The organism is Alsobacter sp. R-9 (assembly GCF_054612375.1).
This window is the reverse complement of the sequence record NZ_JBTSWJ010000007.1, coordinates 147,648-168,816: the sequence shown is the minus strand read 5'-3', so window position 1 is coordinate 168,816 and position 21,169 is coordinate 147,648. Positions and strand designations below refer to the sequence as shown.

At 70.3% G+C, this 21,169-nt stretch carries 18 protein-coding genes and 1 tRNA gene; 8 read left to right on the top strand and 11 right to left on the bottom strand.

The window, feature by feature from the left end; genetic code table 11:
• Positions 1 to 45 precede the first annotated feature (45 nt).
• From ACX9GQ_RS13245 to ACX9GQ_RS13235, 3 genes are all read left to right on the top strand, one after another.
• A complete protein-coding gene (locus ACX9GQ_RS13245; RefSeq protein WP_459630024.1) occupies positions 46 to 3,369 on the top strand; it encodes a response regulator in 3,324 nt (1,107 codons plus the stop codon).
• Positions 3,359 to 4,615 carry an EAL domain-containing response regulator gene (locus ACX9GQ_RS13240; RefSeq protein ID WP_459630023.1) on the top strand — a complete coding sequence of 419 codons (1,257 nt, stop codon included), beginning with the start codon at positions 3,359 to 3,361 and terminating at the stop codon, positions 4,613 to 4,615. The genes ACX9GQ_RS13245 and ACX9GQ_RS13240 overlap by 11 nt, the downstream gene beginning before the upstream one ends.
• A gap of 142 nt (positions 4,616 to 4,757) precedes the next feature.
• Entirely contained in the window at positions 4,758 to 5,909 is a 1,152-nt protein-coding gene (locus ACX9GQ_RS13235) for a DUF2865 domain-containing protein (RefSeq protein WP_459630022.1), read from the top strand.
• 6 nt (positions 5,910 to 5,915) lie between these two features.
• Here ACX9GQ_RS13235 and ACX9GQ_RS13230 read toward each other — a convergent pair whose 3' ends face one another.
• Complete coding sequence (locus ACX9GQ_RS13230; protein WP_459630021.1) at positions 5,916 to 7,259, bottom strand: glutamate--tRNA ligase; 1,344 nt, start codon at positions 7,257 to 7,259, stop codon at positions 5,916 to 5,918.
• Positions 7,256 to 8,998, bottom strand: coding sequence for an NAD+ synthase (locus ACX9GQ_RS13225; RefSeq protein WP_459630020.1), 1,743 nt, complete (start codon positions 8,996 to 8,998; stop codon positions 7,256 to 7,258). The genes ACX9GQ_RS13230 and ACX9GQ_RS13225 overlap by 4 nt, the downstream gene beginning before the upstream one ends.
• 229 nt (positions 8,999 to 9,227) lie before the next feature.
• Here ACX9GQ_RS13225 and ACX9GQ_RS13220 point away from each other — a divergent pair, with 229 nt between their 5' ends.
• Positions 9,228 to 10,010 (top strand): outer membrane protein, encoded by a 783-nt coding sequence (locus tag ACX9GQ_RS13220; protein ID WP_459630019.1) that lies wholly within the window; start codon positions 9,228 to 9,230, stop codon positions 10,008 to 10,010.
• Positions 10,011 to 10,101: 91 nt separating this feature from the next.
• Here ACX9GQ_RS13220 and ACX9GQ_RS13215 read toward each other — a convergent pair whose 3' ends face one another.
• A complete protein-coding gene (locus tag ACX9GQ_RS13215) occupies positions 10,102 to 11,487 on the bottom strand; it encodes a class II 3-deoxy-7-phosphoheptulonate synthase (protein WP_459630018.1) in 1,386 nt (461 codons plus the stop codon).
• Positions 11,488 to 11,788: 301 nt separating this feature from the next.
• Between ACX9GQ_RS13215 and ACX9GQ_RS13210 the strand changes: the two genes are divergently transcribed.
• Positions 11,789 to 12,985 carry an MFS transporter gene (locus tag ACX9GQ_RS13210; protein WP_459630017.1) on the top strand — a complete coding sequence of 399 codons (1,197 nt, stop codon included), beginning with the start codon at positions 11,789 to 11,791 and terminating at the stop codon, positions 12,983 to 12,985.
• A 10-nt stretch (positions 12,986 to 12,995) separates the two neighbouring features.
• On the opposite strand, the gene gor is transcribed toward ACX9GQ_RS13210, so the two are convergent.
• The 4 genes from gor to ACX9GQ_RS13190 form a co-directional block, all read right to left on the bottom strand.
• The gene (gene gor, locus ACX9GQ_RS13205; protein WP_459630016.1) at positions 12,996 to 14,351 is read right to left on the bottom strand and encodes a glutathione-disulfide reductase; all 1,356 of its coding nucleotides are present in this window, start codon (positions 14,349 to 14,351) and stop codon (positions 12,996 to 12,998) included.
• A gap of 50 nt (positions 14,352 to 14,401) precedes the next feature.
• A complete protein-coding gene (locus ACX9GQ_RS13200) occupies positions 14,402 to 14,983 on the bottom strand; it encodes a DUF2059 domain-containing protein (RefSeq protein WP_459630015.1) in 582 nt (193 codons plus the stop codon).
• An 86-nt stretch (positions 14,984 to 15,069) separates the two neighbouring features.
• Entirely contained in the window at positions 15,070 to 15,771 is a 702-nt protein-coding gene (gene rpiA, locus ACX9GQ_RS13195) for a ribose-5-phosphate isomerase RpiA (protein ID WP_459630014.1), read from the bottom strand.
• A gap of 157 nt (positions 15,772 to 15,928) precedes the next feature.
• Positions 15,929 to 16,360 carry a hypothetical protein gene (locus ACX9GQ_RS13190; protein ID WP_459630013.1) on the bottom strand — a complete coding sequence of 144 codons (432 nt, stop codon included), beginning with the start codon at positions 16,358 to 16,360 and terminating at the stop codon, positions 15,929 to 15,931.
• A gap of 177 nt (positions 16,361 to 16,537) precedes the next feature.
• On the opposite strand from ACX9GQ_RS13190, the gene ACX9GQ_RS13185 reads away from it, so the two are divergent.
• Positions 16,538 to 17,242, top strand: a complete 705-nt coding sequence (locus ACX9GQ_RS13185; protein WP_459630012.1) for an HAD-IA family hydrolase — start codon at positions 16,538 to 16,540, stop codon at positions 17,240 to 17,242.
• Positions 17,243 to 17,266: 24 nt separating this feature from the next.
• On the opposite strand, the gene ACX9GQ_RS13180 is transcribed toward ACX9GQ_RS13185, so the two are convergent.
• Positions 17,267 to 17,749 carry a copper chaperone PCu(A)C gene (locus tag ACX9GQ_RS13180; protein ID WP_459630011.1) on the bottom strand — a complete coding sequence of 161 codons (483 nt, stop codon included), beginning with the start codon at positions 17,747 to 17,749 and terminating at the stop codon, positions 17,267 to 17,269.
• Positions 17,750 to 17,889: 140 nt separating this feature from the next.
• Positions 17,890 to 17,964 (bottom strand) — tRNA-Val (locus tag ACX9GQ_RS13175).
• Between the two features lie 245 nt (positions 17,965 to 18,209).
• On the opposite strand from ACX9GQ_RS13175, the gene ACX9GQ_RS13170 reads away from it, so the two are divergent.
• Positions 18,210 to 18,794, top strand: coding sequence for a L,D-transpeptidase (locus ACX9GQ_RS13170; protein ID WP_459630010.1), 585 nt, complete (start codon positions 18,210 to 18,212; stop codon positions 18,792 to 18,794).
• A gap of 103 nt (positions 18,795 to 18,897) precedes the next feature.
• Here ACX9GQ_RS13170 and ACX9GQ_RS13165 read toward each other — a convergent pair whose 3' ends face one another.
• Positions 18,898 to 19,686 (bottom strand): transporter substrate-binding domain-containing protein, encoded by a 789-nt coding sequence (locus ACX9GQ_RS13165; protein ID WP_459630009.1) that lies wholly within the window; start codon positions 19,684 to 19,686, stop codon positions 18,898 to 18,900.
• Positions 19,687 to 19,865: 179 nt separating this feature from the next.
• Entirely contained in the window at positions 19,866 to 20,648 is a 783-nt protein-coding gene (locus tag ACX9GQ_RS13160; protein WP_459630008.1) for a transporter substrate-binding domain-containing protein, read from the bottom strand.
• 182 nt (positions 20,649 to 20,830) lie between these two features.
• Between ACX9GQ_RS13160 and ACX9GQ_RS13155 the strand changes: the two genes are divergently transcribed.
• Positions 20,831 to 21,169: iron-sulfur cluster assembly protein (locus ACX9GQ_RS13155; protein WP_459630007.1), on the top strand; the 339-nt coding region annotated here is incomplete at its 3' end.

Sequence of the window (21,169 nt, the reverse complement as noted above, 5' to 3'; positions counted from 1 at the left end):
TGTATCAAATGCTGCACAAGGGGTGTGCAGACGGAAATGCCGCACGTGTCCAGTGTCCTGTCGAAGTGGCGGCCCCCGCTTCGCGCGCTCAACCACAGTTCGACGTGGCTCGGCGTCGGGATCGTCGTGCTCATCTGGCTGAGCATGAGCTATCACCTGCGGGCCGACCTGCAGGCCACGCGGGACGGGGCCCAGAGAAACGCTCAGAACATCGCGCGTGCCGTGGAGGCCTTCACCAACCACGCCATCACCGAGATCGACCACATGCTGGTCTTTCTCCGCGCCGCCTACGAGCGCGATCCGGAGGCGTTCCGCCTTTCCGACTTCCTCCGCGACGGCAAGCTCGCGGGCGACCTCACGCTCCAGGTCGCGACGATCGACGCCAGCGGCTTCCTGTCCTCCTCGAACCTCGCGGGGGGGAGCCCGCGCGTCGACCTCTCCGACCGTGAGCACTTCCGCGTCCACACCGAGGGGCGCGGCGACTTCCTGTTCGTCAGCAAGCCGGTGTTCGGCCGCGTGTCCGGAAAGCCGTCCGTGCAGCTGACCCGGCCGCTGAGGGGGCCCGACGGGACCTTCGGGGGCGTGATCGTCGCCTCCATGGACCCGCTGCAGCTCTCCGAGTTCTACGACGCGATCGACTTCGGCAATGCGGCGGCCATCACGCTCATCGGCGCGGACGGCGTCGTCCGGGCGCTGGGCGGCCATGCGGCCGATCAGGAGGCTCTCGGCCACAACGTGGGCGATTTCCTCGGCCGCATGCAGCGCGAGCCGAAGGGCTACATCTACGACGCGACGGGCCCGACCGAGCGACTGATCGCCTGGAGCGCGGTCGACGATCAGCCCCTCTACGTCAAGGTGACGGTGCCGATGGACGGCGTTCTCGCGCCCTACAGGGCCAAGGTCGTCCGCTTCCGCGCCGCGGCCCTTGCGTTCTGCGGGCTGGTCCTGCTGTTCGTCGGGTACGGCGTCAGGCGCAATGCCCGCCTGCTGCAGGCCGAGGAGGCGCTCAGGCACAGCGAGGCCAACGCCCGCCGCACGTCACATGACCTGCAGGTGACCCTCGAGCACATGAGCCAGGGCATCATGATGGTCGACCGCGACGGCCAGGTGCAGGTCATGAACCGGCGTGCGACACGCCTCCTCGACTTGCCGGACGCTTTCGTCGACGAGCGCCCTCCGTTCGGCGCCATCCTGCGCTACCAGTGGGAGCGCGGCGAGTTCGGCTCGGGCGGCGAGCAACTCGACCCGAACGTCCGCGACTACATCCTGTCGGGCGGCCTTTCGAACAAGATGGAGGTCTACGAGCGGCGCCGGCCGAACGGCACCGTGCTCGAGGTGCGCAACACGCCGCTTCAGGACGGCGGCATCGTCCGCACCTACACCGACATCACCGAGCGGAGCAACACGGCGGCGGCCCTCGCTGCGGCGAGGGACGCGGCGGAGGCGGCCGGGCGGGCCCGCTCGTCCTTCCTCGCGATGATGAGCCACGAGATCCGCACGCCGCTCAACGGCATCATCGGCATGGCCGACCTGATCCTCGAGACCTCGCTGAACGAGGAGCAGCGGCGCTATGCGGGGACGCTTCGGACCTCGGCGGAACACCTCCTGCAGATCATCAACGACGTGCTCGACTTCTCGAAGCTCGAGGCGGACCGCGTCGAGTTCGAGGACGTCACGTTCGACCTCGAGGAGACGGTGGACGCCGTCCTGGACATCGTCGCGCCGAGGGCGGCGGAGAAAGGCCTGTTCGTCGGCGCCATCGTCGATCCCTCGCTTCCGACCCAGGTCAGCGGCGACCCGGCGGCGTTCCGGCAGATCCTGCTGAACCTGGCCGGCAACGCCGTGAAGTTCACCGCGAAGGGGCACGTCTCGATCACGGTCGAGCCGAGGCCGGGGGCACCGGCGGACGACCAGACGCACATCGTCGTGAAGGTCCGCGACACGGGAATCGGCATTCCCGAGTCGGCCATCGGGTCCCTGTTCCGCGAGTTCGCCCAGGTCGACGGGAGCATTTCACGCCGCTTCGGCGGCACGGGCCTCGGCCTCGCCATCTGCCGCCAGCTGGTCGAGCGCATGGGGGGCCGCATCGCCGTTTCCAGTGTCGAGGGCGAGGGCAGCACCTTCACCTTCGAGCTCGCCTTCAGGCGTGTCCCCGGCACCCAGCCCATCGGGCGCGAGGAGCTTGCCGACCGGCGCATCCTCGTCATGGCGACGGATCCGGTCGTCCGCGGGCACTATGTCCAGCTCCTGCACCGGCTGGGCGCCTGGATCGAGCCGACGGGGCGGGCCGCGGACGCCGTCGCCCGGCTCCGTCGTGCCGGAGCGAGGCCGTTCGATGCCGTCGTCGTCGACGAGGCGACCGGCGGGCAGGATTCCGCTGCCCTCGCCGAGGCCGTCCGGACGGATCTCCAGTTCGCCGGGCTCCGGCTCGTGCTGGCGACCAATGCGTCGCACAGGCTGGCGGAGGGGTCCATCCACCGCATGGCCTTCGACCGGGTGCTTGGAAAGCCGGTGCGCCGCAAGGAACTGGTCGACGCCCTGACCCAGCGCATCGAACCCACCCTCGACGACCGGCCCGACGAGGCCCAGAGCCCCGTTCCGGCGAGCAGTCGCGGCATGATCCTGCTGGCCGAGGACAACCCCACCAACCGGCTGGTCATCGGCACCCTGCTCCAGAAGCTCGGATACGCCTGCCACGCGGTGACGAACGGCATCGAGGCCGTGGAGGCCGTCCAGCGGTCCCGCTACGACCTCGTGCTGATGGACGTGATGATGCCCGACATGGACGGGTATGCGGCGACGAAGGCGATCCGCAAGCTCCCCGGCGAGACCGCGCGCATCCCGATCGTCGCCCTTACGGCCAACGTCCTGACATCCGACATCAAGGCCGCCCTGGCGGCAGGAATGGACGACTACGCCACCAAGCCGATCGGCCGGGACAGGCTCGAGCACGTCATCCAGAAGGCGCTGGACCGTTCGCGCCCCCGGCAGGAGCGCCCGCGCACCGACCCGGCCGCTCCGGCGCCGGTCGAGTTCGACGGGGGCATGCTGCAGACGCTGCTCGACGAGGTCGAGCCGGACAGCGCGCGGATGATCCTGGACGTCTTCATCGAGGACACCCGCGAGCGGCTCGCGGCGATGGCCGTGGCGACCGACCGCACCGCGACGGCCCGGCAGGCCCACGCCATCAAGTCCGCCGCGGCGACCTTCGGCCTGATGGCGGTGTCGGCGAAGGCCGCGGCCCTGGAACACTCCGCCTCCCACCTCGACGACGACGCCTTCGCCCGCGCCGTCTCCGACCTCACCCAGGCCTTCGAGACCGGCCTCACCCACCTCCCGCGAGCGGAGCGCCTGCCCGATGTCGCCTGAGCGCCTGCTCGCCGTCCCGCCGCTGGCCGAGAGACAGCCCGAACTGCTCGTCGTGGACGACGACCGCATGCAGCGCATGCTCATCGCCGAGACGGCCAAGCGGTGCGGCTACTCCGTCGCCCTCGCGGCCTCGCTCGGCGAGGCCGTCGAGAAGCTTTCCGAGCGGCGGTTCACCACGCTGGTCCTCGACCTGAGCCTCGGCGACCATGACGGGGTGGAAGTGATCCGGCACCTCGCCGGGACCTCGCAGCGGCCGACGGTCCTCGTCATCTCGGGCTTCGACGAGCGCATCCGGGACGCGGCCGTCCGCCTCGCCCGGGGCGTGGGGCTGGGCACGCTGGGGACGCTGCACAAGCCCCTCAGCCTCGGGGCCCTCCGCCAGCACCTCATCGACGCCGCGACCATGCAGCCCGGCGCCCTCGGGCGCGCCGACTCGGGGGTGGCCGTGACGGCGGACGAGGTCGCCGAGGCGATCGAGACCGGGGCGATCCGCCCCGTCTACCAGCCCAAGGTGGACTTGCGGACCGGGCGCATCGTCGGCGTGGAGACGCTGGCGCGCTGGGAAAGCGAGGTCCACGGGACCGTGCCGCCCGACGTCTTCGTGCCCGTGGCGGAGGACGCGGGGCTCGCCGGCGCCCTGACCCGGCTGATGATGGCGGTCGCCATCCGGGACGCCGGAGTCTGGCGCGCCACCGCGTCCGACGTCGGCGTGGCGGTCAACGTGCCGCCGAGCGCCCTCGACGACGTGGCGTGGCCGGACCTCGTGGAGGTGCAGCTCTGGCAGGCAAGTCTGCCGCCCGAGGTGCTGACGGTCGAGATCACCGAGTCGACGGCGATGTCGGACAACGCGCTCGTCTCCGACGTCCTCACGCGCTTGCGCATCAAGGGCGTCAACCTGTCGCTCGACGACTTCGGCACGGGCTACTCCTCGCTGCGGACCCTCCTGAGCCTTCCGTTCAGCGAGCTCAAGCTCGACCGCTCCTTCGTCCAGCGCTGCGACCAGGATGCCTATGCCTGGAAGATCGTCCGCGCGAGCCTGTCGCTCGCTCACGAATTCGGGATGCGGACGGTGGCCGAGGGCGTCGAGACTGCCGCGGTTGCGGCCCTGCTCGCGGACGCGGACTGCGACGTGGCGCAGGGCTACTTCTTCAGCCGCCCCCTGTCGCTGGGGGATCTTGTCGCCCGCCTCGCGGAAGGACCGGCCGGCGTTCCCGGCGACCCACTTCCGCGTGTATCGGTCGCCTGACGGGCGATCTGGCCGAATCCCATCGGTTTCCTTAGATTTGTCGCGATCTGGCACCAGTCGTGGTGCGGAACCGCGCGCCTTCCTCCGTGTTCCACGGTGGCGGCGCGCGGACGAGGGCCGGTCTGCCGGATTCGGGGAGTGCATGAGAATCCTCAGGGGCGGATGGCTTGCGATCGCGATCATGGCGGCCTCGGCCGGAGCCGCGGCGGCGCAGAGCGCCTATTGCGACCGGTTGCGCGGCGACATCGCGGCGCTGGAGAGGGCCGGCGGCGGCCGCTCGCCGCAGATGGCGGCGGAGTTGCGCCGGCAGCAGTTGGAACTCGACCGGACCGTTTCTTATGCGCGGTCGATCGGCTGTCAGCGTCAGCGGTTCCTCATGTTCGGCGAACCGCCGCCGCCCCAGTGCGGGCCGCTGCAGGCCCAGATCAACCGGATGGAATCCAACCTCGCGGCCTTGGAAAGCCAGGCTGACCGCTACGCGGGCGGGGCCATCGAGGCGCAGCGCGCGGCGTTGGTGGCAGCCTATGATACGAATTGCCGCGGCCTCCCGCCGCAGCCGGCACGGTCCACCCCCGGTCTCTTCGAGCGGCTCTTCGGCGGCCAGCAGGAGAGCGATCCGGTGACGGAGATGGATCCCGGCGGCGCGCCCTTCGACGAGTTCGGCGGCGGCGCGATCAAGACGCTCTGCGTGCGCAAGTGCGACGGCTACTACTTCCCCATCAGCACGCGCACGTCCCGGGGTGCCTTCGAGAACGATTCGGCCATTTGCCAGGCGTCCTGCCCCGCAGCCGAGGTCGAGCTCTTCATGCAGCCGGCCGACGGCTCGGCGGACCAGGCGATCTCGGCCGACGGAACGCCCTATTCCTCGCTGCCGAACGCCTTCCGCTATCGGCAGACCTACGACAACACCTGCTCCTGCCGCCGGCCCGGCCAAAGCTGGTCCGAGGCGCTCGCCGACGCCGAGCGCCTTGTCAGCACGCGCAAGACCGACATCATCGTGACGGAACAGAAGTCGCAGGAGATGTCGCGCCCCAGGGAGGCGACGCCAGCCGCGCCTGCCGCCACGCAACGGGGCAATCAGCAGCAGCGGCCCGCCGCCCGCAGCGGCAACCAGGCCGCTCCCGCAGCCACCGCCACTCCGGCCGCTCCCCCGGCAGCGGCCCCCGCGGCCACCGCGACGGGGCGGTCGCCGGCCGCGCCCGCTCCCTCGGCGGAAACCATCCGGCCGGACGGGAGCCGCGTGCGCGTGGTGGCGCCGACGCTGGGACCGGCCCCGACGACGCCGCGCCAGTAACCGGGGTCAGGCCTCGCGACCAGCAAGGCGCGCCGAGGCGCGTTCCCGTCCGATGAGAGGCAGCAGGCCCCGCAATTCGGGCCCGTGGTCGAGGCCCGTCAGCGCGAGCCGCAGCGGCATGAAAAGGGACCGTCCCTTCCGGCCGGTCGCCTGTTTCACCGCGTCCGTCCACACGCCCCAGGTGGCATCGGTCCACGGCTCGGCCGGCAGCAGGGCGCCCGCCTGCGCGACGAAGTCGCCGTCCTCGATCACGGACGCCACCGGTCCTGCGACCACCTGCCACCATGCCGCGGCATCGGCGAGGCGCTCGAGATTGCCCCGCACCGCGAGCCAGAATGGCTCACCGCCCCCGATGCCGAGGGCCGCCAGTCTGTCCCGAACGGCGTCGAACGGCAGGTGATGCAGGATCTTCGCGTTGAGCGCCGCGAGTTCCGCCTCGTCGAACCGCGCCGGCGCACGGGAGAGGCGGGAGAGGTCGACCAGCCCGGCGAGTTCGTCGAGCGACGCAACCGGACGCACCGCCTCGGCGGAGCCCACCAGCACAGCGAGCGTGGCGACGGCGAGGCTTTCGAGCCCCTGCTCGCGCAGGGCGCCCAGACCCAGATGGCCGAGACGCTTGGACAGGCCTTCACCGCTGGCGGTCGTCAGCAGGTTGTGGTGCCCGAACAGGGGGACCCTCCCCTCCCCGAGCAGTTCGAAAAGCTGGATCTGCACCGCCGTGTTGGTGACGTGGTCCTCGCCCCGGATCACGTGGGTGATGCCGAGGTCGACGTCGTCGACGACGGACGGCAGCGTGTAGAGGTAGGTGCCGTCGGCCCGGACGAGCACCGGATCGGACAGAGATGCGCAGTCGATGTGCGAGGGGCCGCGCACGAGGTCGTCCCACTCCACCACCCGGTGGTCGAGGAGGAAGCGCCAGTGCGGGCGCCGGCCCTCTGCCTCGAGGACGGCCTTCTGCTCTTCGGTCAGGGCCAGGGCCGCGCGGTCGTAGATCGGCGGCAGACCGCGCGCCGCCTGCCGCTTGCGACGACGCTCGAGTTCGTCCTCGGTCTCGTAGCACGGGTAGAGCCGGCCCGCGGCCTTGAGGCTTGCGACGGCGGAATCATAGAGGGCGAACCGCTGCGACTGGCGCACCTCGAGGTCGGGCACGATGCCGAGCCAGCCCAGATCCTCCCGTATGGCCGCAACGAACTCCTCCCGCGAGCGGGCGACGTCGGTATCGTCGAAGCGCAGCACGAAGCGGCCGCCGTGCCGGCGGGCGAAGAGCGCGTTCAGCAAGGCCGGCCGGGCGTTGCCGATGTGCAGGCGGCCCGTCGGGGACGGGGCGAAGCGGACGACTGGCGCGCTCAAAAGTCGACGACCTCGGTGCGGCTCGCGGTCGGCGTGCGCAACAGGCTCTCGTCGGGCGCCGCGGCCGGGCGGCCGGGATCGCGGAAGCGGTTCACGATCGGGTAGCGCCGGTCGCGGCCGAAGTTCTTCTGCGTCACCTTAACGCCCGGGGCCGATTGCCGGCGCTTGTATTCGGCCAGATAGAGCAGCCGCTCCACCTTCTTCACGGTCGCCTCGTCATAGCCCATGGCCACGATGTCGGAGACCCGCATCTCCCGCTCCACCAGCGCCTCAAGGATGGCGTCAAGCACATCGTAGGGCGGGAGCGAGTCCTGGTCCGTCTGGTTCTCGCGCAGTTCGGCGCTCGGCGGGCGGACGATGATGCTGGTGGGGATCACCTCGCCGTCCGGGCCCAGGGCGCCGGCCGGCTTCCAGCGATTGCGCAATTCGCAGAGGCGGTAGACCTGCGTCTTGTAGAGGTCCTTGATCGGGTTGAAGCCGCCGTTCATGTCGCCGTAGAGCGTGGCGTAGCCCACCGACATCTCCGACTTGTTGCCCGTGGTGACCACCATCGGGCCGAACTTGTTGGAGATCGACATGAGGATCGTGCCGCGCACGCGGCTCTGGAGGTTCTCCTCCGTGACGTCGGGATCCCGCCCCCTGAAGAGGTCGGCGAGGGCGCCGGTCATGGCCTCGACCGGCCCGCCGATCGGGACGACGTCGTAGCGCACGCCAAGCGCACGGGCGCAGGCGGCCGCATCGTCGAGGCTGCGCTGGGCCGTGTAGCGGTAGGGCAGCATGATGCAGTGGACCCGCTCGGCGCCGAGGGCATCGACTGCCATCGCCGCGCAGAGTGCCGAGTCGATGCCGCCGGAGAGTCCGAGGACCACGCCGGGGAAGCGGTTCTTCTCCACGTAGTGACGCAGGCCGAGCACGCAGGCGGCGTAGTCCGCCTCGTCCCCCTCCTCCCACACGGCGCGGGGTCCTTCAGTGCAGCGCCAGACGCCGCCATCCAGCGTCCAGCGGGTCAGGGCGACGACCTCGCGGAAGGCGGGCAGCTGCGCCGCCAGCGAACCGTCCGCATTCAGCGCGAAGGACGCGCCGTCGAACACGAGTTCGTCCTGGCCGCTCACCTGGTTCAGGTAGACAAGCGGCAGGCCGCTCTCCTTGACCCGGGCCACAGCCACGTTGATGCGGGTGTCGTTCTTGTCGCGCCAGTAGGGCGAGCCGTTCGGCACGAGCAGGATCTCCCCGCCGGTCTCGGCGAGGCACTCGACGACGCTCTCGCCCCAGATGTCCTCGCAGATCGGAATGCCGATCCGGATGCCGCGGAAGGCGATCGGACCGGGCATCGGGCCGGGCGCGAAGACGCGCTTCTCGTCGAACACTCCGTAGTTGGGCAGGTCGACCTTGAATCGCACCGCATCGATGCGACCGGCGTCGAGGAGCACGTAGGCGTTATAGAGCTTGCCCCGCTCCAGCCAGGGCAGGCCGACGAGGACGGCGGGGCCGCCGTCGGCGGTCTCGCGGGCCAGCGCCTCGCAGGCGGTGCGGCACGCCTCCTGGAAGGCAGGCTTGAGTACGAGGTCCTCCGGCGGATAGCCGGCCAGGAAGAGCTCGGGGAACATGACGAGATCGGCGCCCAGCCCGGCAGCCTCGGCGCGGGCGCGCCGCACCTTCGCGGCATTGCCCTCGACATCGCCGACCGTGGGGTCGAGCTGCGCGAGCGCGATGGCGATCGTGGTGGGGCTCGAACTCATGGGGGTCCCTCGCAAGGCTGAGGCGGGTTTAGCGCGCCCCGCCCCCCGCGACAATGGACGCGCGTCGACCGGCGCGTTTCCGTCCCACGGCCCGTGCGGCCGACCGTGCCATTTCGGGGCGATACAAGCACCGATTGCAATTGGGCGTTTAACGGCGCGGTAAGGTTACTTCTTTACCAATGGGTCATCTCCCAGCGCGGCGCATGCCGCCTTGAAGGGGCCCAGCCCGATGCGTCTGTCCGCCACACTCGCCGTCTCCGCCGCCGCCCTCGCGGCCGTTGCAGCCGCCCCAGCGGGCGCCGCCGACTACCGGCTGCCGCCGCCGCCGCCGCTCTACGACGGCCCGCCCGGCGCGGCTGCCGAGTTCAACTGGGGCGGCCTCTATGGGGGCATCCACGGCGGCTATGCCACGGGCACGATCGAGTTCTCCCAGTATGGCCTGAGCACCGCTGCGACCCGGGCGGGCAATGCCGTGGGCGGCGTCGCGCTGATTTCAGGCCTTCCCGATGCCACCGACGAGGCGCCGTTCTTCGGCGGCTATGTCGGCATGAACTGGCTGTGGGACGACGTCGTCCTCGGCGTCGAGGCGAGCTACACCACTTTCAACGGCGGCTTCAAGGCGTATGGCTATGCCGACCCCAGCGCCACCGTGCCCCAGGCCTACCAGCGCTTCTCGTTCCAGGACTACGCGGTCCTCGGCGTCCGCGCCGGCTTCCCCATCGGCCGGTTCATGCCCTATGCAGGCCTCGGGTTCGCCTTCGGCCGCGGCTCCGACTCGACCTACGTCCTCGCGCAGAACGGCGGAACGCTGGGCTGGGGCGGCCAGTACAAGAATGGCTGGCTGTGGGGCGGCGCGGCGAGCCTGGGCCTCGAATACGCCCTCCTGGACAACGTGATCCTGCGCACCGAATACCAGTGGGTCGGCTTCACCAACTTCAACGGCACCAGCTCGCAGGACGGCGCGACGCCGACCCTGCAGACCATCAAGGCCGGCCTCGCCATCAAGTACTGATCCGCGCCGCCCGGCAGACCCTTCATGCAAAAGCCCCGGCCTTTCGGCCGGGGCTTTTCCTTTTCGCGGTCGGCTGACCCGTCCGCAGTGCCTACTCGGCCGCCTCGACGTTCGGACGGCCGCGCGCCTGCCGCTCCTTCTTGAGCAGCTCGGCGATGAGGAAGGCGAGCTCGAGCGCCTGCTCGGCGTTGAGCCGCGGGTCGCAGTGCGTGTGGTAGCGATCCTGCAGGTCCGAATCCGAGATGGCGCGGGCGCCGCCCGTGCACTCGGTCACGTTCTTGCCCGTCATCTCCAGGTGCACGCCGCCGGCGAAGGTGCCCTCTGCCGCATGCACGGCGAAGAAGTCCCGCACCTCCGACAGGATCAGGTCGAACGGCCGGGTTTTGTAGCCCGACCCCGCCTTCACCGTGTTGCCGTGCATCGGGTCGCAGGACCACACGACCGTGCGGCCTTCCCGCTGCACCGCCCGCACCAGCGCCGGGAGGTGGTCGCCGATCTTCTCCGCGCCGAAGCGCGCGATCAGGGTCAGGCGGCCGGCCTCGTTCGCGGGATTGAGGGCGTCGATCAGGCGGATCAGCTCGTCCGGCTTCAGCGACGGCCCGCACTTGAGGCCGATCGGGTTCTTGATGCCGCGGCAGTACTCGATGTGCGCATGGTCGGGCTGGCGCGTGCGGTCGCCGATCCAGATCATGTGGCCGGAGGTGCCGTACCAGTCGCCCGTCGTCGAGTCGACGCGGGTCATCGCCTGCTCGTAGCCGAGCAGGAGCGCCTCGTGAGAGGTGTAGAAGTCCGTCGAGCGCATTTCGGGATGCGCCTCCGGGTCGAGGCCGATGGCCCGCATGAAGTCCAGCGTCTCGGTGATGCGCTCGCTGAGCTCACGGTATCGACCGCTCTGGGGGCTGTCCTTCACGAATCCCAGCATCCAGCGGTGCGCGTTCTCGAGGTTGGCATATCCACCCGTCGCGAAGGCGCGGAGCAGGTTCAGCGTCGCGGCCGACTGGCGGTAGGCCATCAGCTGGCGGCGCGGATCCGGCGTGCGGGACTCCGTCGTGAACTCGATGCCGTTGATGATGTCGCCGCGGTAGGAGGGCAGCTCCACCCCGTCGATGGTCTCGGTCGGCGCCGAGCGCGGCTTGGCGAACTGGCCGGCGACGCGGCCCACCTTCACCACGGGCGAAGAGCCCGCGAAGGTCAGCACGACGGCCATCTGCAGGAACAGGCGGAAGAAATCGCGGATGTTGTCCGCGCTGTGCTCGGCGAAGCTCTCGGCGCAATCGCCGCCCTGGAGCAGGAACGCCTCGCCCGCCGCCACCTTGCCCAACGCCCGCTTGAGCTTGCGCGCCTCGCCCGCAAAAACGAGCGGCGGAAACCCGGCGAGCTGCGCCTCGACGGCCGAGAGCGCCTCGGCGTCCGGATAGCTCGGGACCTGCTGGATCGGCTTGTCGCGCCAGCTGGAAGGTGTCCAACGCTCACTCATCACGGTTTCCCCCTCGCCCCTCGCCGTCCCACCGGCTGCGGGCGCACGTGGCCTTCAGGAACCGCGCCTCTTAGCAGAAGCGCCGCGCCAGGGCCAGCGATGCACCCCTAACGGGCATCCGAAGCGCGCGACCATGTCGCGGCTGCAACGGCGGGAGGCGCTGCGGCGGTGGCGCCCGGACGCCAACGGCCCTATGCAAGGCGAGGCAGCGGCGAGTCGCAGGGGGCGCGGCGCGCGGCGGCCTGCCTTGGCGTGCGGCCCTGCCGCCGCATCCTTCTCCCCTGCCGTCGAGACACCGGCCGTGCCCTCGCTCGTCCAAGCCCTCCTGCCCGTCCTGGTCGCGTTGTTCATCCTGATCGCCGGCAACGGCATCGTGAGCACGCTCACGCCGCTGCGTGCCAGCCTCGAGGGCTTCAGCCAGACCGACATCGGGACCGTCGGTTCCTTCTACTTCGCCGGCATGCTGGCGGGGACGTTCCTGACGCCCGGGATCGTGCGCCGCGCCGGCCACGTGCGCGCCTTCGCGGCCTACGCGGCCGGGGCGGCGGTCGCGACGCTCGCGATGGCCATCGTCGTCTCTCCGTGGGTCTGGTCACCGCTGCGCGCCGTCTTCGGCTTCTGCTTCGCCGGCCTCTACGCGATCATGGAGAGCTGGATCACGGCGAAGGCGGACCGGAGCAACCGGGGCCGCATGCTGGCCCTCTACAACGTCGTGCACTTCGCCGGTTCGGCGACCGGCCAGCAGATGCTGCGCTTCGTCAATCCGAAGGGTTTCGAGCTGTTCTCCGCCGCCGCCTCGTTCCTCGTCCTGGCGCTCGTGCCGATGGCGATGACGCGCGCGGAACCGCCGCCGCTGCCGCCGAAGGGCCGGCTGGAGATCATGCCGCTGCTTCGGGGGGCGCCCGTCGCGGCCATCGGCATCGGCCTCGTGGGCTGGGGCAACGGTGCCTTCTGGTCGCTGGTGCCCGCCTTCGTCGAGCGGCTCGACATGGGCGTCGGCACGGTGGCGAGCTTCATGACCGCGGTAATCCTGGGGTCCGCCGCCGGCCCCTATCCGCTGGGAAGGCTCTCGGACCGCCGCGACCGTCGTCTCGTCATCGCCGGCACGGCCGCCGCCGCCGCGGTCATCGAGGGCGCGCTCGTGCTCCTGGGCACGCCGTCGACGGCGCTGCTCTATGCCTTCGGCTTCCTGCTCGGGGTCACGACCCCCGTGCTGTACCCGCTGATGACGGCGCACGCCGTGGACCGGCTGGGAACGGAGAAGGCGGTGGCCATCTCGTCGACCCTGCTGTTCCTCTACTGTCTCGGTGCCATCGCGGGACCGATCATCGCCGCGAGCCTGATGGCGCGCTATGGCGACATCATGCTCTTCGTGCACAACGGGTTCGTGCACGTGCTGATGGTGGCGTTCGTGGCCTGGCGCATCGTGGTGCGCGCGCCGGCGATCCAGGTCGACAAGCCCGAGGACGCCGAATCCCGCCCCCCGGCCCTCGGCTGAACAGACTCGCTCAGCCCGCGACGGGCGTGCGCAGCGTGACGAGTTCCTCGGCCGCGGTCGGGTGCACGGCCATCGTCATGTCGAAGTCGCGCTTGGTGGCGCCCATCCGGACGGCGATCCCGATGCACTGGATCATCTCGCCCGCCCCCTCGCCCAGGATGTGGACTCCGAGCATGCGGTCCGTCGTCTTGTCGACGACGAGCTTCATCAGCGTGCGCGACGTCGATCCGGAGAGCGTCGCCTTCATGGGGCGGAAGCTCGTGCGGTAGATCGTGACCTCGCCGCGGGCGCGGGCCTGCGCCTCGGTGAGCCCCACCGTCCCGATCTCCGGCGTCGAGAACACGGCCGACGCCACGTTGGCGTGGTCGACCTCCACCGGCCGGTTGCCGAACACCGTGTCGGCGAACGCATGCCCTTCCCGGATTGCGACCGGCGTGAGGTTGAGCCGGTTCGTCACGTCGCCGACCGCGTAGATCGAGGGGACGGAGCTCTGCGAGAAGCGGTCGACGCGGACGGCACCCTCCGCGTCGAGCTCGACGCCGGCTTCCTCCAGCCCGAGGCCCGCCGTGTTCGGCACGCGCCCGGTGGCATAGACGACGTGGTCCGCGGAGAGCCCCTCCCCGTTCATGAGCGTGGCGGCGACATAGCCGGGACGGCCGTCGAGGGCGACGATGTCCGTGTCCGTGACGATGCGGACGCCGGCCTGGATCATCTCGTTCTGAAGCGCTTCGCGCAGGTCGTCGTCGAACCCGCGCAGGACGCGGTCGCGGCGGATGACGAGGGTGACGTTGGAGCCCATCCGCGACAGGGCGCAGGCGAACTCGACCGCGATGTAGCCGCCGCCGACGATGATCACGCTGTGCGGCAGCGCCGACCACTCGAGGATGTCGTTGGACGTCTCGGCGAGATGGATGCCCGGGATGACCGGCAGGTAGGGCCGTGCGCCCGTCGCCACGAGGATCCGTCCTGCCGTGACGGTGCGGCCGTCGGCAAGGCGGACGGCGTTGGGACCGGCCACGGTGGCGCGGCTCTCGACGAGGTCCACCCCGGCATTGCGCAGCGTGTTGCGGTAGGCGCCCTCGAGCCGGTCGATCTCCTTGTCCTTCGCCGCCTTGAGGGCGCCGAAGTCGAAGCGCGGCTCGCCCGCCGACCAGCCGAACCCCGCGGCCTCCTCGAATTCATCGGCAAAGCGGGACGCGTAGACGTACAGCTTCTTGGGAACGCACCCACGGATGACGCAGGTGCCGCCGACACGGTACTCCTCCGCCACCATCACGCGGGCGCCGTAGCCCGCGGCGATGCGTCCGGCGCGGACGCCGCCGGAGCCGGCCCCGATGACGAAGAGATCGACGTCGTAATCGGCCATGGTGGTCTCCGTAGCGTCGGGCTGGCGGGCGGCGGGCCGCTCGCCGCGGCTCACATGTCGATGTTCTTCTTCTTCATCTCGGCGCGCACGCGCGACATCATGAACTCGGAGAGGCGGCGGCTCCACGCCTGCATCTCGCCGAAGAGGTCTTCCATCACCTGCGGCTGGGCGGACACGTAGCGGCTGCCGGCCGGGCTCTTGAAGAACGCGGCGATCTCCTTGAGGTCCGCCTCGTTGATGCGCCCGGCGAAGACGCGGGCGGCCGCGTTCAGGATGTCGTTGCGCTGGGCCTCGAACTCGGGCCGCAGGTCCTGCAGCGTCTTGTCGAGGTCCTTCATGATCTCCGGGCGCGTCGTGGCAAAGGTCGCCTTGAGCTGCTCGGAGTACTGCGGGACGATGAACTCGAACGAGCGCGACAGGCCCGACAACTGGACCACGTCCCTGGCGATCGCGAGGTGCGAGGCCGTGGGACCCGCGGGCGACGTCGCCGAAGGCGCGGGCTGGGCCGGCGCGGGAGCCGCCTGGGCCGTCTGGGCGGGCGCGGTGGGGCGCAGCGCGGGCGCGGCCTGCTGGGCCAGGGCGATGCCGGTTCCGGCAAGGAGCACGATGCTGGCGGTAATGCTGCGGACCATGGCGGGTCTCCTTCGGGTCGTTCGCTGCGGGGCGACGCCGTCGCTCGGCCGCATGATGGCTGATGTCGTGGCTCGGTCGTCGCGGATCAATCGGTCTTTCCGATGACGACCACGCCGGAGGCGGTGGCGATGTAGGCGCGCTCGGCGAGGCCGAGGAACAGGCCGTGCTCGACGAGGCCCGTCACGCCGTCGAGGGCGGCGGCGAGTGTCTCGGGGTCGGGAATGCGGCCGAGGCGGGCGTCGATCACGACGTTGCCGCTGTCGGTGAGGACCGGCTCCCCGTCGGGACGGCGACGCAGGATCAGGTCGCCCCTGCAACCGGATGACGTTATGGCCGCCTCGATGCGCCGCAGGGTGGCGGCAAGGCCGAACCGCACGACCTCGAGCGGCAGCGGGAAGCGGCCGAGCATGGCGACATGCTTCGTCTCGTCCGCGATGACGACCATGCGCGAGGAGGCACTGGCGACGATCTTCTCGCGAAGATGCGCCGCACCGCCGCCCTTGATGAGCCGCAGGTCATCGTCGAGTTCGTCCGCGCCATCGACCGTCAGGTCGAGTTCGGGCGTCTCGTCGAGGGTGGTCAGGGGAATGCCCAGCGATTCGGCCTGCTGGCGCGTCGCCTCGGAGGTCGGCACGCACAGGACGTCGAGGCCGTCCGCCACGCGCTCGCCGAGCAGGTCGACGAAGTGCCGTGCCGTGGAACCGGTGCCCAGCCCGAGCCGCATGCCGGGCTCGACGAGCGCCAGGGCGTGGCGCGCCGCCTCGCGCTTGAGGGCTTCGAGGCTCATCGCGGGTCTCCGGCGAGGAGCTGGGAGATGGGCATGCGGACCGTCCGGTTCGGGTTCAAAAATCCGAAAGCCCGGTCCGCGAACGCGGCCGGGGGCGGTCAGGCCTTAGCACGGGGAGGAGGCCGGCGGGAAGCCGCGCTACCTCCGGGCAGGCCGGTCAGGGCTTGCGGATGGTGCCCGTGACGTCGGGAGCGGGCGTCTGGGCCACGGTCGCGAGCGCACCCTTTTCGGGCGGCGTGCAGACGACGCGCTCGTCGAAGACGTAGCAGATGCTCATGGCGCCGGTGCGCATGTCGACGCGGAACACGCCGCCTTCGCGCTCGTGGCGGGAGGCGACGAGGCCGTACTCGGACGGCTCCTGCTTGCCGGCGCCGTCGCCGGCCGGGAAGCACAGCGTGACGCCGAAGGTACCCTCCTTCTGGCCATACTGGCAGGCGCCCACCTCGCCGGTGACGCGGTCGATCCGGTAGATGCGGTTGAGGTCCGTCTGCGGTGCGGGGACGAACTCGAACTGGCCGGCAACCGCGGGGCCCGCAAGGGCGACGAGGACGGCCGACGCGGACAGGAAGCGCGAAGCGGACTTCGGCATGGCACGGACTCCACGGTGGTCACGGGGGCGGCCGGCGGCGGTCCGGCGCGACATGGGACGACTGTGGAGGCCCCATGGTTAACGGTCCGTAAGCGCGAATCAGCGAGTTGACGCAGTACCGCGGCTCAGTCACACAGGGCGGCATCGGCTGCCCGAGCGCCCGCGAAACGAGGCCCCATGACCCTGTCCCGCAGCGATCTCCGGCCCACCGTCGTCTTCGACCTGGACGGCACCCTTGCCGATACCGCGGCCGACCTCATCGACACCCTCAACGTCATCCTCGCCCGCGAGAACGTCGCCCCCGTGCCGGCGGAGCGGATCCGCCCCGTGGTGGGCGCCGGCGCCAAGGCCATGATCCAGTACGGCATGGCGCTGGACGGTCGCAGCGTCAGCGAGGCGCGGCTCGCCGAGCTTTTCCGGGATTTCCTCGACCACTACAGCGCCAACCTGGCCGTCCGCACGCGGCTGTTCCCGGGGGCGGAGTCGTCCCTGCGGCGCCTTGCGGCCTCCGGGCACCGGCTCGCCGTGTGCACGAACAAGGTCGAGGCCCACGCGGTACAGTTGCTGGAGGCGCTGGGCGTCGCGCCGCTCTTCGGCGCCATCTGCGGGCGCGACAGCTTCCCGTGGACCAAGCCTGACGCCCGCCACCTCACCGGCACCGTGGAGAAGGCCGGCGGCAATCCGCGCCACGCGGTGATGGTCGGCGACAGCCGGACCGACATCGACACCGCCCGAAATGCGGGCCTTCCCGTGATTGCGGTGACCTTCGGCTACACCGAGGTTCCGGTGACCCAACTCGGTCCCGACGTGGTCATCGATCACTTCGACGCGCTGGAGGGGGCGCTGGGCTCGCTCGCCGCCCCGCGGGCCGCCGTCGCCTGAGGCGCCGCCGCCCCTCTCGGACGGTCAGTGGGCGTGCTCGCTCGCCTTGGGCTGGGCGCCGATCGGCAGGACCGGAAAGGTCACGTCGACCTTGCCGGCCTTCTCGAACACCAGCGTCGCCTTCACTGCCTCGCCCACCTTCAGCTGGCGGGTGATCGACGTGAACATGATGTGCAGCCCGCCCGGCTTCAGCTCGACCTTGCCGTTGGCCGGCACTTCGATGCCGCCCTCCATGGGGCGCATGATCATCGTGCCCTTGTCCATCTTCATCTCGTGAAGTTCCGAGCGCGGCGAAATGTCCGCCGTGAGCGAGACGAGCCGGTCCGGCGCGGCGCCCGCATTGGAGATGACGATGTAACCGCCTGCGACCTGCGCGCCGGGAGGCGTGGCCCGGGTGAACGCCCCCGAGATCGTCAGCGCGCCCAGCTTGGCGTCCTGGGCGCCGGCAGGGACGGCGGCGAGTACAACGGCGGCGGAGAGGACGGCGGCGGCGGCGAGGCGGGACATGGCAGGCTCCTGCGGTCTGGACCCGGCTCCCATGGCACGGAGGCCGTGGGAAGCCAAGACGGCGCGACGCCGCCGTCCGCACCCATGAGACGCTGCAATGATGGAATGATCGTTGTCGAGACGCGAGTCCGGAGAGGAAATGGTGGGCGCGACAGGGATTGAACCTGTGACCCCTCCCGTGTGAAGGGAGTGCTCTCCCGCTGAGCTACGCGCCCCCCGGACGGGCCGCTTCTAGGCAGACCGCCGGGGCCTGTCAAGGCGCGCCTCCCTCGGGCGACGACCGGGGCAAGCGCGAACCGTGGCCCTCGCTGTGTGGCCGGACGGACACAGGGTGGCGATTACGCGCTTGTGTGATGCAACACCGACCAGGGTCCGTTGAATTGATCGGTGAGGAGACGGTAACCACCTCGTGGTTTCCTGACCGCGTCCACGACTCAACCTTCCCAGCGAGGCTCCACCGATGCGCCGTACGGCTATCGCGTTCGCCAGCGCCGCTGCCGGGCTCTTCGCCCTGGCCGGAGCGGCTCATGCGTACCAGATCGATCCCCTGACCCGTCAGCCCATCGCCGACGCCCCCGTCATCGAGAGCCGCCCCGCCGCGACGGCCGTGCCGCGCGAGACGGTGAGCTACAACGGCAGCTACGGGCCCGGCACGATCGTCGTCTCGACGACCGAGCGGCGCATGTACCTCATCCTCGGCAACGGCCAGGCGATCCGCTACGGCGTCGGCGTCGGCCGCCCCGGCTTCGAGTGGGGCGGGGTGAAGACCATCACCGCCAAGCGCGAGTGGCCCGACTGGCGTCCGCCGGCGCAGATGCTGAAGCGCCGTCCCGATCTGCCCCGCTACATGCCGGGCGGCCCGGACAACCCGCTGGGAGCGCGCGCCCTCTATCTCGGCTCGTCGCTGTACCGCATCCACGGCTCCAACGAGCCGGAGACGATCGGCCAGGCCGTGTCCTCGGGCTGCATCCGCATGCTCAACGAGGACGTCGAGGACCTCTACAGCCGTGTCCGCGTCGGCACGAAGGTTGTCGTCCTGCGCTGAACCGCGCCTTGGCCGGGCGTAGAGCGCCCGAGCCGCGGCACCGAAGCAAACAAAAAGCCGGGCGGCACGCGTGCCGCCCGGCTTTCTTTTTCAGGCCCGTCGATCAGTCGACGAGGATGTTCACCTTGAAGTACTTGTCCATGATCTTCTTGTGCGTGCCGTCCTTGATCGTCTCCTCGATCGCCTTGTTGAACATGGCGATGAGGGCCGTGTCCTCCTTGCGGGTGGCGGCGGCAACGCCCGGACCGTGGATGGTCGGGTCACGCTTCACGTCGGCGACGAACTTGCAGCAGTCCTTGCCCTGGCCGTCGATGAAGTCCTGCAGGGCGAGCTTGTCCGCGATGATGTAGTCGAGCCGGCCGTTCTTCAGGTCGAGGTTGGCCTCTTCCTGCGTCGGGTACAGCTTGATCTGCGCGTCCTTGTAGTACTTCTCGAGGTAGTTCGCGTGGATCGTGGACCCCTGGGCCCCGATCGCCTTGCCCTTCAGCGCCGCCGGCGAGATGTCGGTCGAAGCCTGCGACTTCGGGCCGATCATCGAGATGGGCGTGCGGCTGTAGGTGTTGGTGAACGCGACGCGCTTGGCGCGCTCCTCGGTGGCGTTCATGCCGGCCATGATCACGTCGTACTTGCCCGCGAGCAGCGCCGGGATGATGCCGTCCCAGTCCTGCGCGACCCAGGTGCACTTCACCTTCATCTTCTCGCAGAGCGCGTTGCCGTAATCGATCTCGAAGCCCTCGAGCTTGCCGGCGGAGTTGAGGTTGTTCCAGGGAGGATAGGCGCCCTCCGTGCCGATGCGGACCTCTTTCCACTCCTTCTGCTGCGCCTGGGCGAGACCCGCCCCGGCGAGCATCGCCGCCACCGTCGCGGCGATCAGACCGACACTCTTCTTCACGTCCTTATCCCTCCAGGATGACCCGCGTTCGCGGGGTTCGTGCGTCCGGACCGCCTCGCGACGCCTGAAGCGGGCGGTTTCCGATGCCGCATTGGACACCGCCGTCTTCGCGAGTGCAACACCGGGGGCGGCGCAAACTGCACCGCTTTCGCCGTCCGACAGGCTCGAGAAATTCACACTCAACGCACGTCGAACGGGAAATAGCGGGCCCGGATCGCGTCGTAGGTCCCGTCGGCCATGATCGCGTCGAGGGCGGCGTCGAGGTGCTGCCGCAGGGACGTGTCGTCCTTTCTCACCCCGATGCCGTAGCCGAGGCCGAACACGGCGGGATCGGCCGGGGCATCAGCGACGAAGACGCAGCAGTCGGCCTCCTTGCCGCGCTTCAGCCATTCCTGCAGCGCGATCTTGTCGCCGAGGACGAGGTCGATACGCCCGAGCGCGAGGTCGAGGCTCGCCTCGTCCTGGTTGGCATAGAGCCGCACCTGCCCCTCTGGCCCCACCTTCTGGAGCAGCCAGTTCGCGTAGGGCGTGCCCGCCATCGCCCCCACCCGCAGCGTGCGGAGGGTCGCTGGGTCGGTTCCGGGGACGGCATCGCCCTTTCGCCCCATGAAGACGGCCGGCGTCCGGTAGTACGGCTTGCTGAAGGCAATGCGCTGTTGCCGCTCGGGCGTGATCTCGAGCGAGGCGACGATGGCGTCGAAGTGCCCGTGGCGCAGGCCGGGGATAAGGCGCTCCCAGTCTTCCGTCGTGAAGGTGCAGGTCGCGGCCATGCGATCGCAGAGCGCGCGGGCGAGGTCGATCTCGAACCCCTGCAGTTGCCCCGCCGCATCCGTGTAGTTGAAGGGCGGGTAGGCCCCCTCGGTGGCGATGCGCAGCGGTCCACGCTCCTGTGCGCCGGCGCCCATGGCGGCACCGAGGACGAAGACGGCGATGGCACAGCGCAGGGCGGGGGCGAAACGCACGCGGCAATCCCGGAACGGCACGACGGGTAGCCTACCACGCCGGGACGTTGTCCCGCGAGACGGCGAACGGCCGGGCACGACGGCCGTTGACCGGTTGTGCGGCCTCTTTACATAGAGCGCACTGCCCGATGCAGGTCGCATCCGGCGCCCGCAGCGGCGCCGAACCGTCCGAGGAAGCCCGCGTGATCACCGAGAAAGACGTCCTTGCCGCCCTCGCCAACGTCCGCGGCCCCGACGGGAAGCCCGTCACCGGGGCTCTGAGCGGGGTCACCGTCAACGCGGGCAAGGTCTACGTGTCCGTCTCCGCCGACCCGCAACGTCCGCAGGCGGCGGAGCCGGTGCGGCAGGCGGTCGAGGCGGCGGTGAAGGCGATCCCGGGCGTGGCGGGCGTCATCGCCACGCTCACGGCCGAGCGTCCGGCGGGATCCGGTCCGGGGCCGGCTGCGCCCGGCCCTCGCGCCCAGGCGGCGACGTCGAAGGCGGGCGTGCCGGGCGTGAAGCACATCATCGCCGTGGCCTCC

Excerpts from the sequence above, each read along its gene's own strand:
- ACX9GQ_RS13240 (WP_459630023.1), top strand. The coding sequence starts at position 3,359 with ATGTCGCCTGAGCGCCTGCTCGCCGTCCCGCCGCTGGCCGAGAGACAG.
- ACX9GQ_RS13235 (WP_459630022.1), top strand. The coding sequence starts at position 4,758 with ATGAGAATCCTCAGGGGCGGATGGCTTGCGATCGCGATCATGGCGGCC.
- ACX9GQ_RS13225 (WP_459630020.1), bottom strand. The coding sequence starts at position 8,998 with ATGAGTTCGAGCCCCACCACGATCGCCATCGCGCTCGCGCAGCTCGAC.
- ACX9GQ_RS13220 (WP_459630019.1), top strand. The coding sequence starts at position 9,228 with ATGCGTCTGTCCGCCACACTCGCCGTCTCCGCCGCCGCCCTCGCGGCC.
- ACX9GQ_RS13215 (WP_459630018.1), bottom strand. The coding sequence starts at position 11,487 with ATGAGTGAGCGTTGGACACCTTCCAGCTGGCGCGACAAGCCGATCCAG.
- gor (WP_459630016.1), bottom strand. The coding sequence starts at position 14,351 with ATGGCCGATTACGACGTCGATCTCTTCGTCATCGGGGCCGGCTCCGGC.
- ACX9GQ_RS13200 (WP_459630015.1), bottom strand. The coding sequence starts at position 14,983 with ATGGTCCGCAGCATTACCGCCAGCATCGTGCTCCTTGCCGGAACCGGC.
- rpiA (WP_459630014.1), bottom strand. The coding sequence starts at position 15,771 with ATGAGCCTCGAAGCCCTCAAGCGCGAGGCGGCGCGCCACGCCCTGGCG.
- ACX9GQ_RS13190 (WP_459630013.1), bottom strand. The coding sequence starts at position 16,360 with ATGCCGAAGTCCGCTTCGCGCTTCCTGTCCGCGTCGGCCGTCCTCGTC.
- ACX9GQ_RS13185 (WP_459630012.1), top strand. The coding sequence starts at position 16,538 with ATGACCCTGTCCCGCAGCGATCTCCGGCCCACCGTCGTCTTCGACCTG.
- ACX9GQ_RS13180 (WP_459630011.1), bottom strand. The coding sequence starts at position 17,749 with ATGTCCCGCCTCGCCGCCGCCGCCGTCCTCTCCGCCGCCGTTGTACTC.
- ACX9GQ_RS13170 (WP_459630010.1), top strand. The coding sequence starts at position 18,210 with ATGCGCCGTACGGCTATCGCGTTCGCCAGCGCCGCTGCCGGGCTCTTC.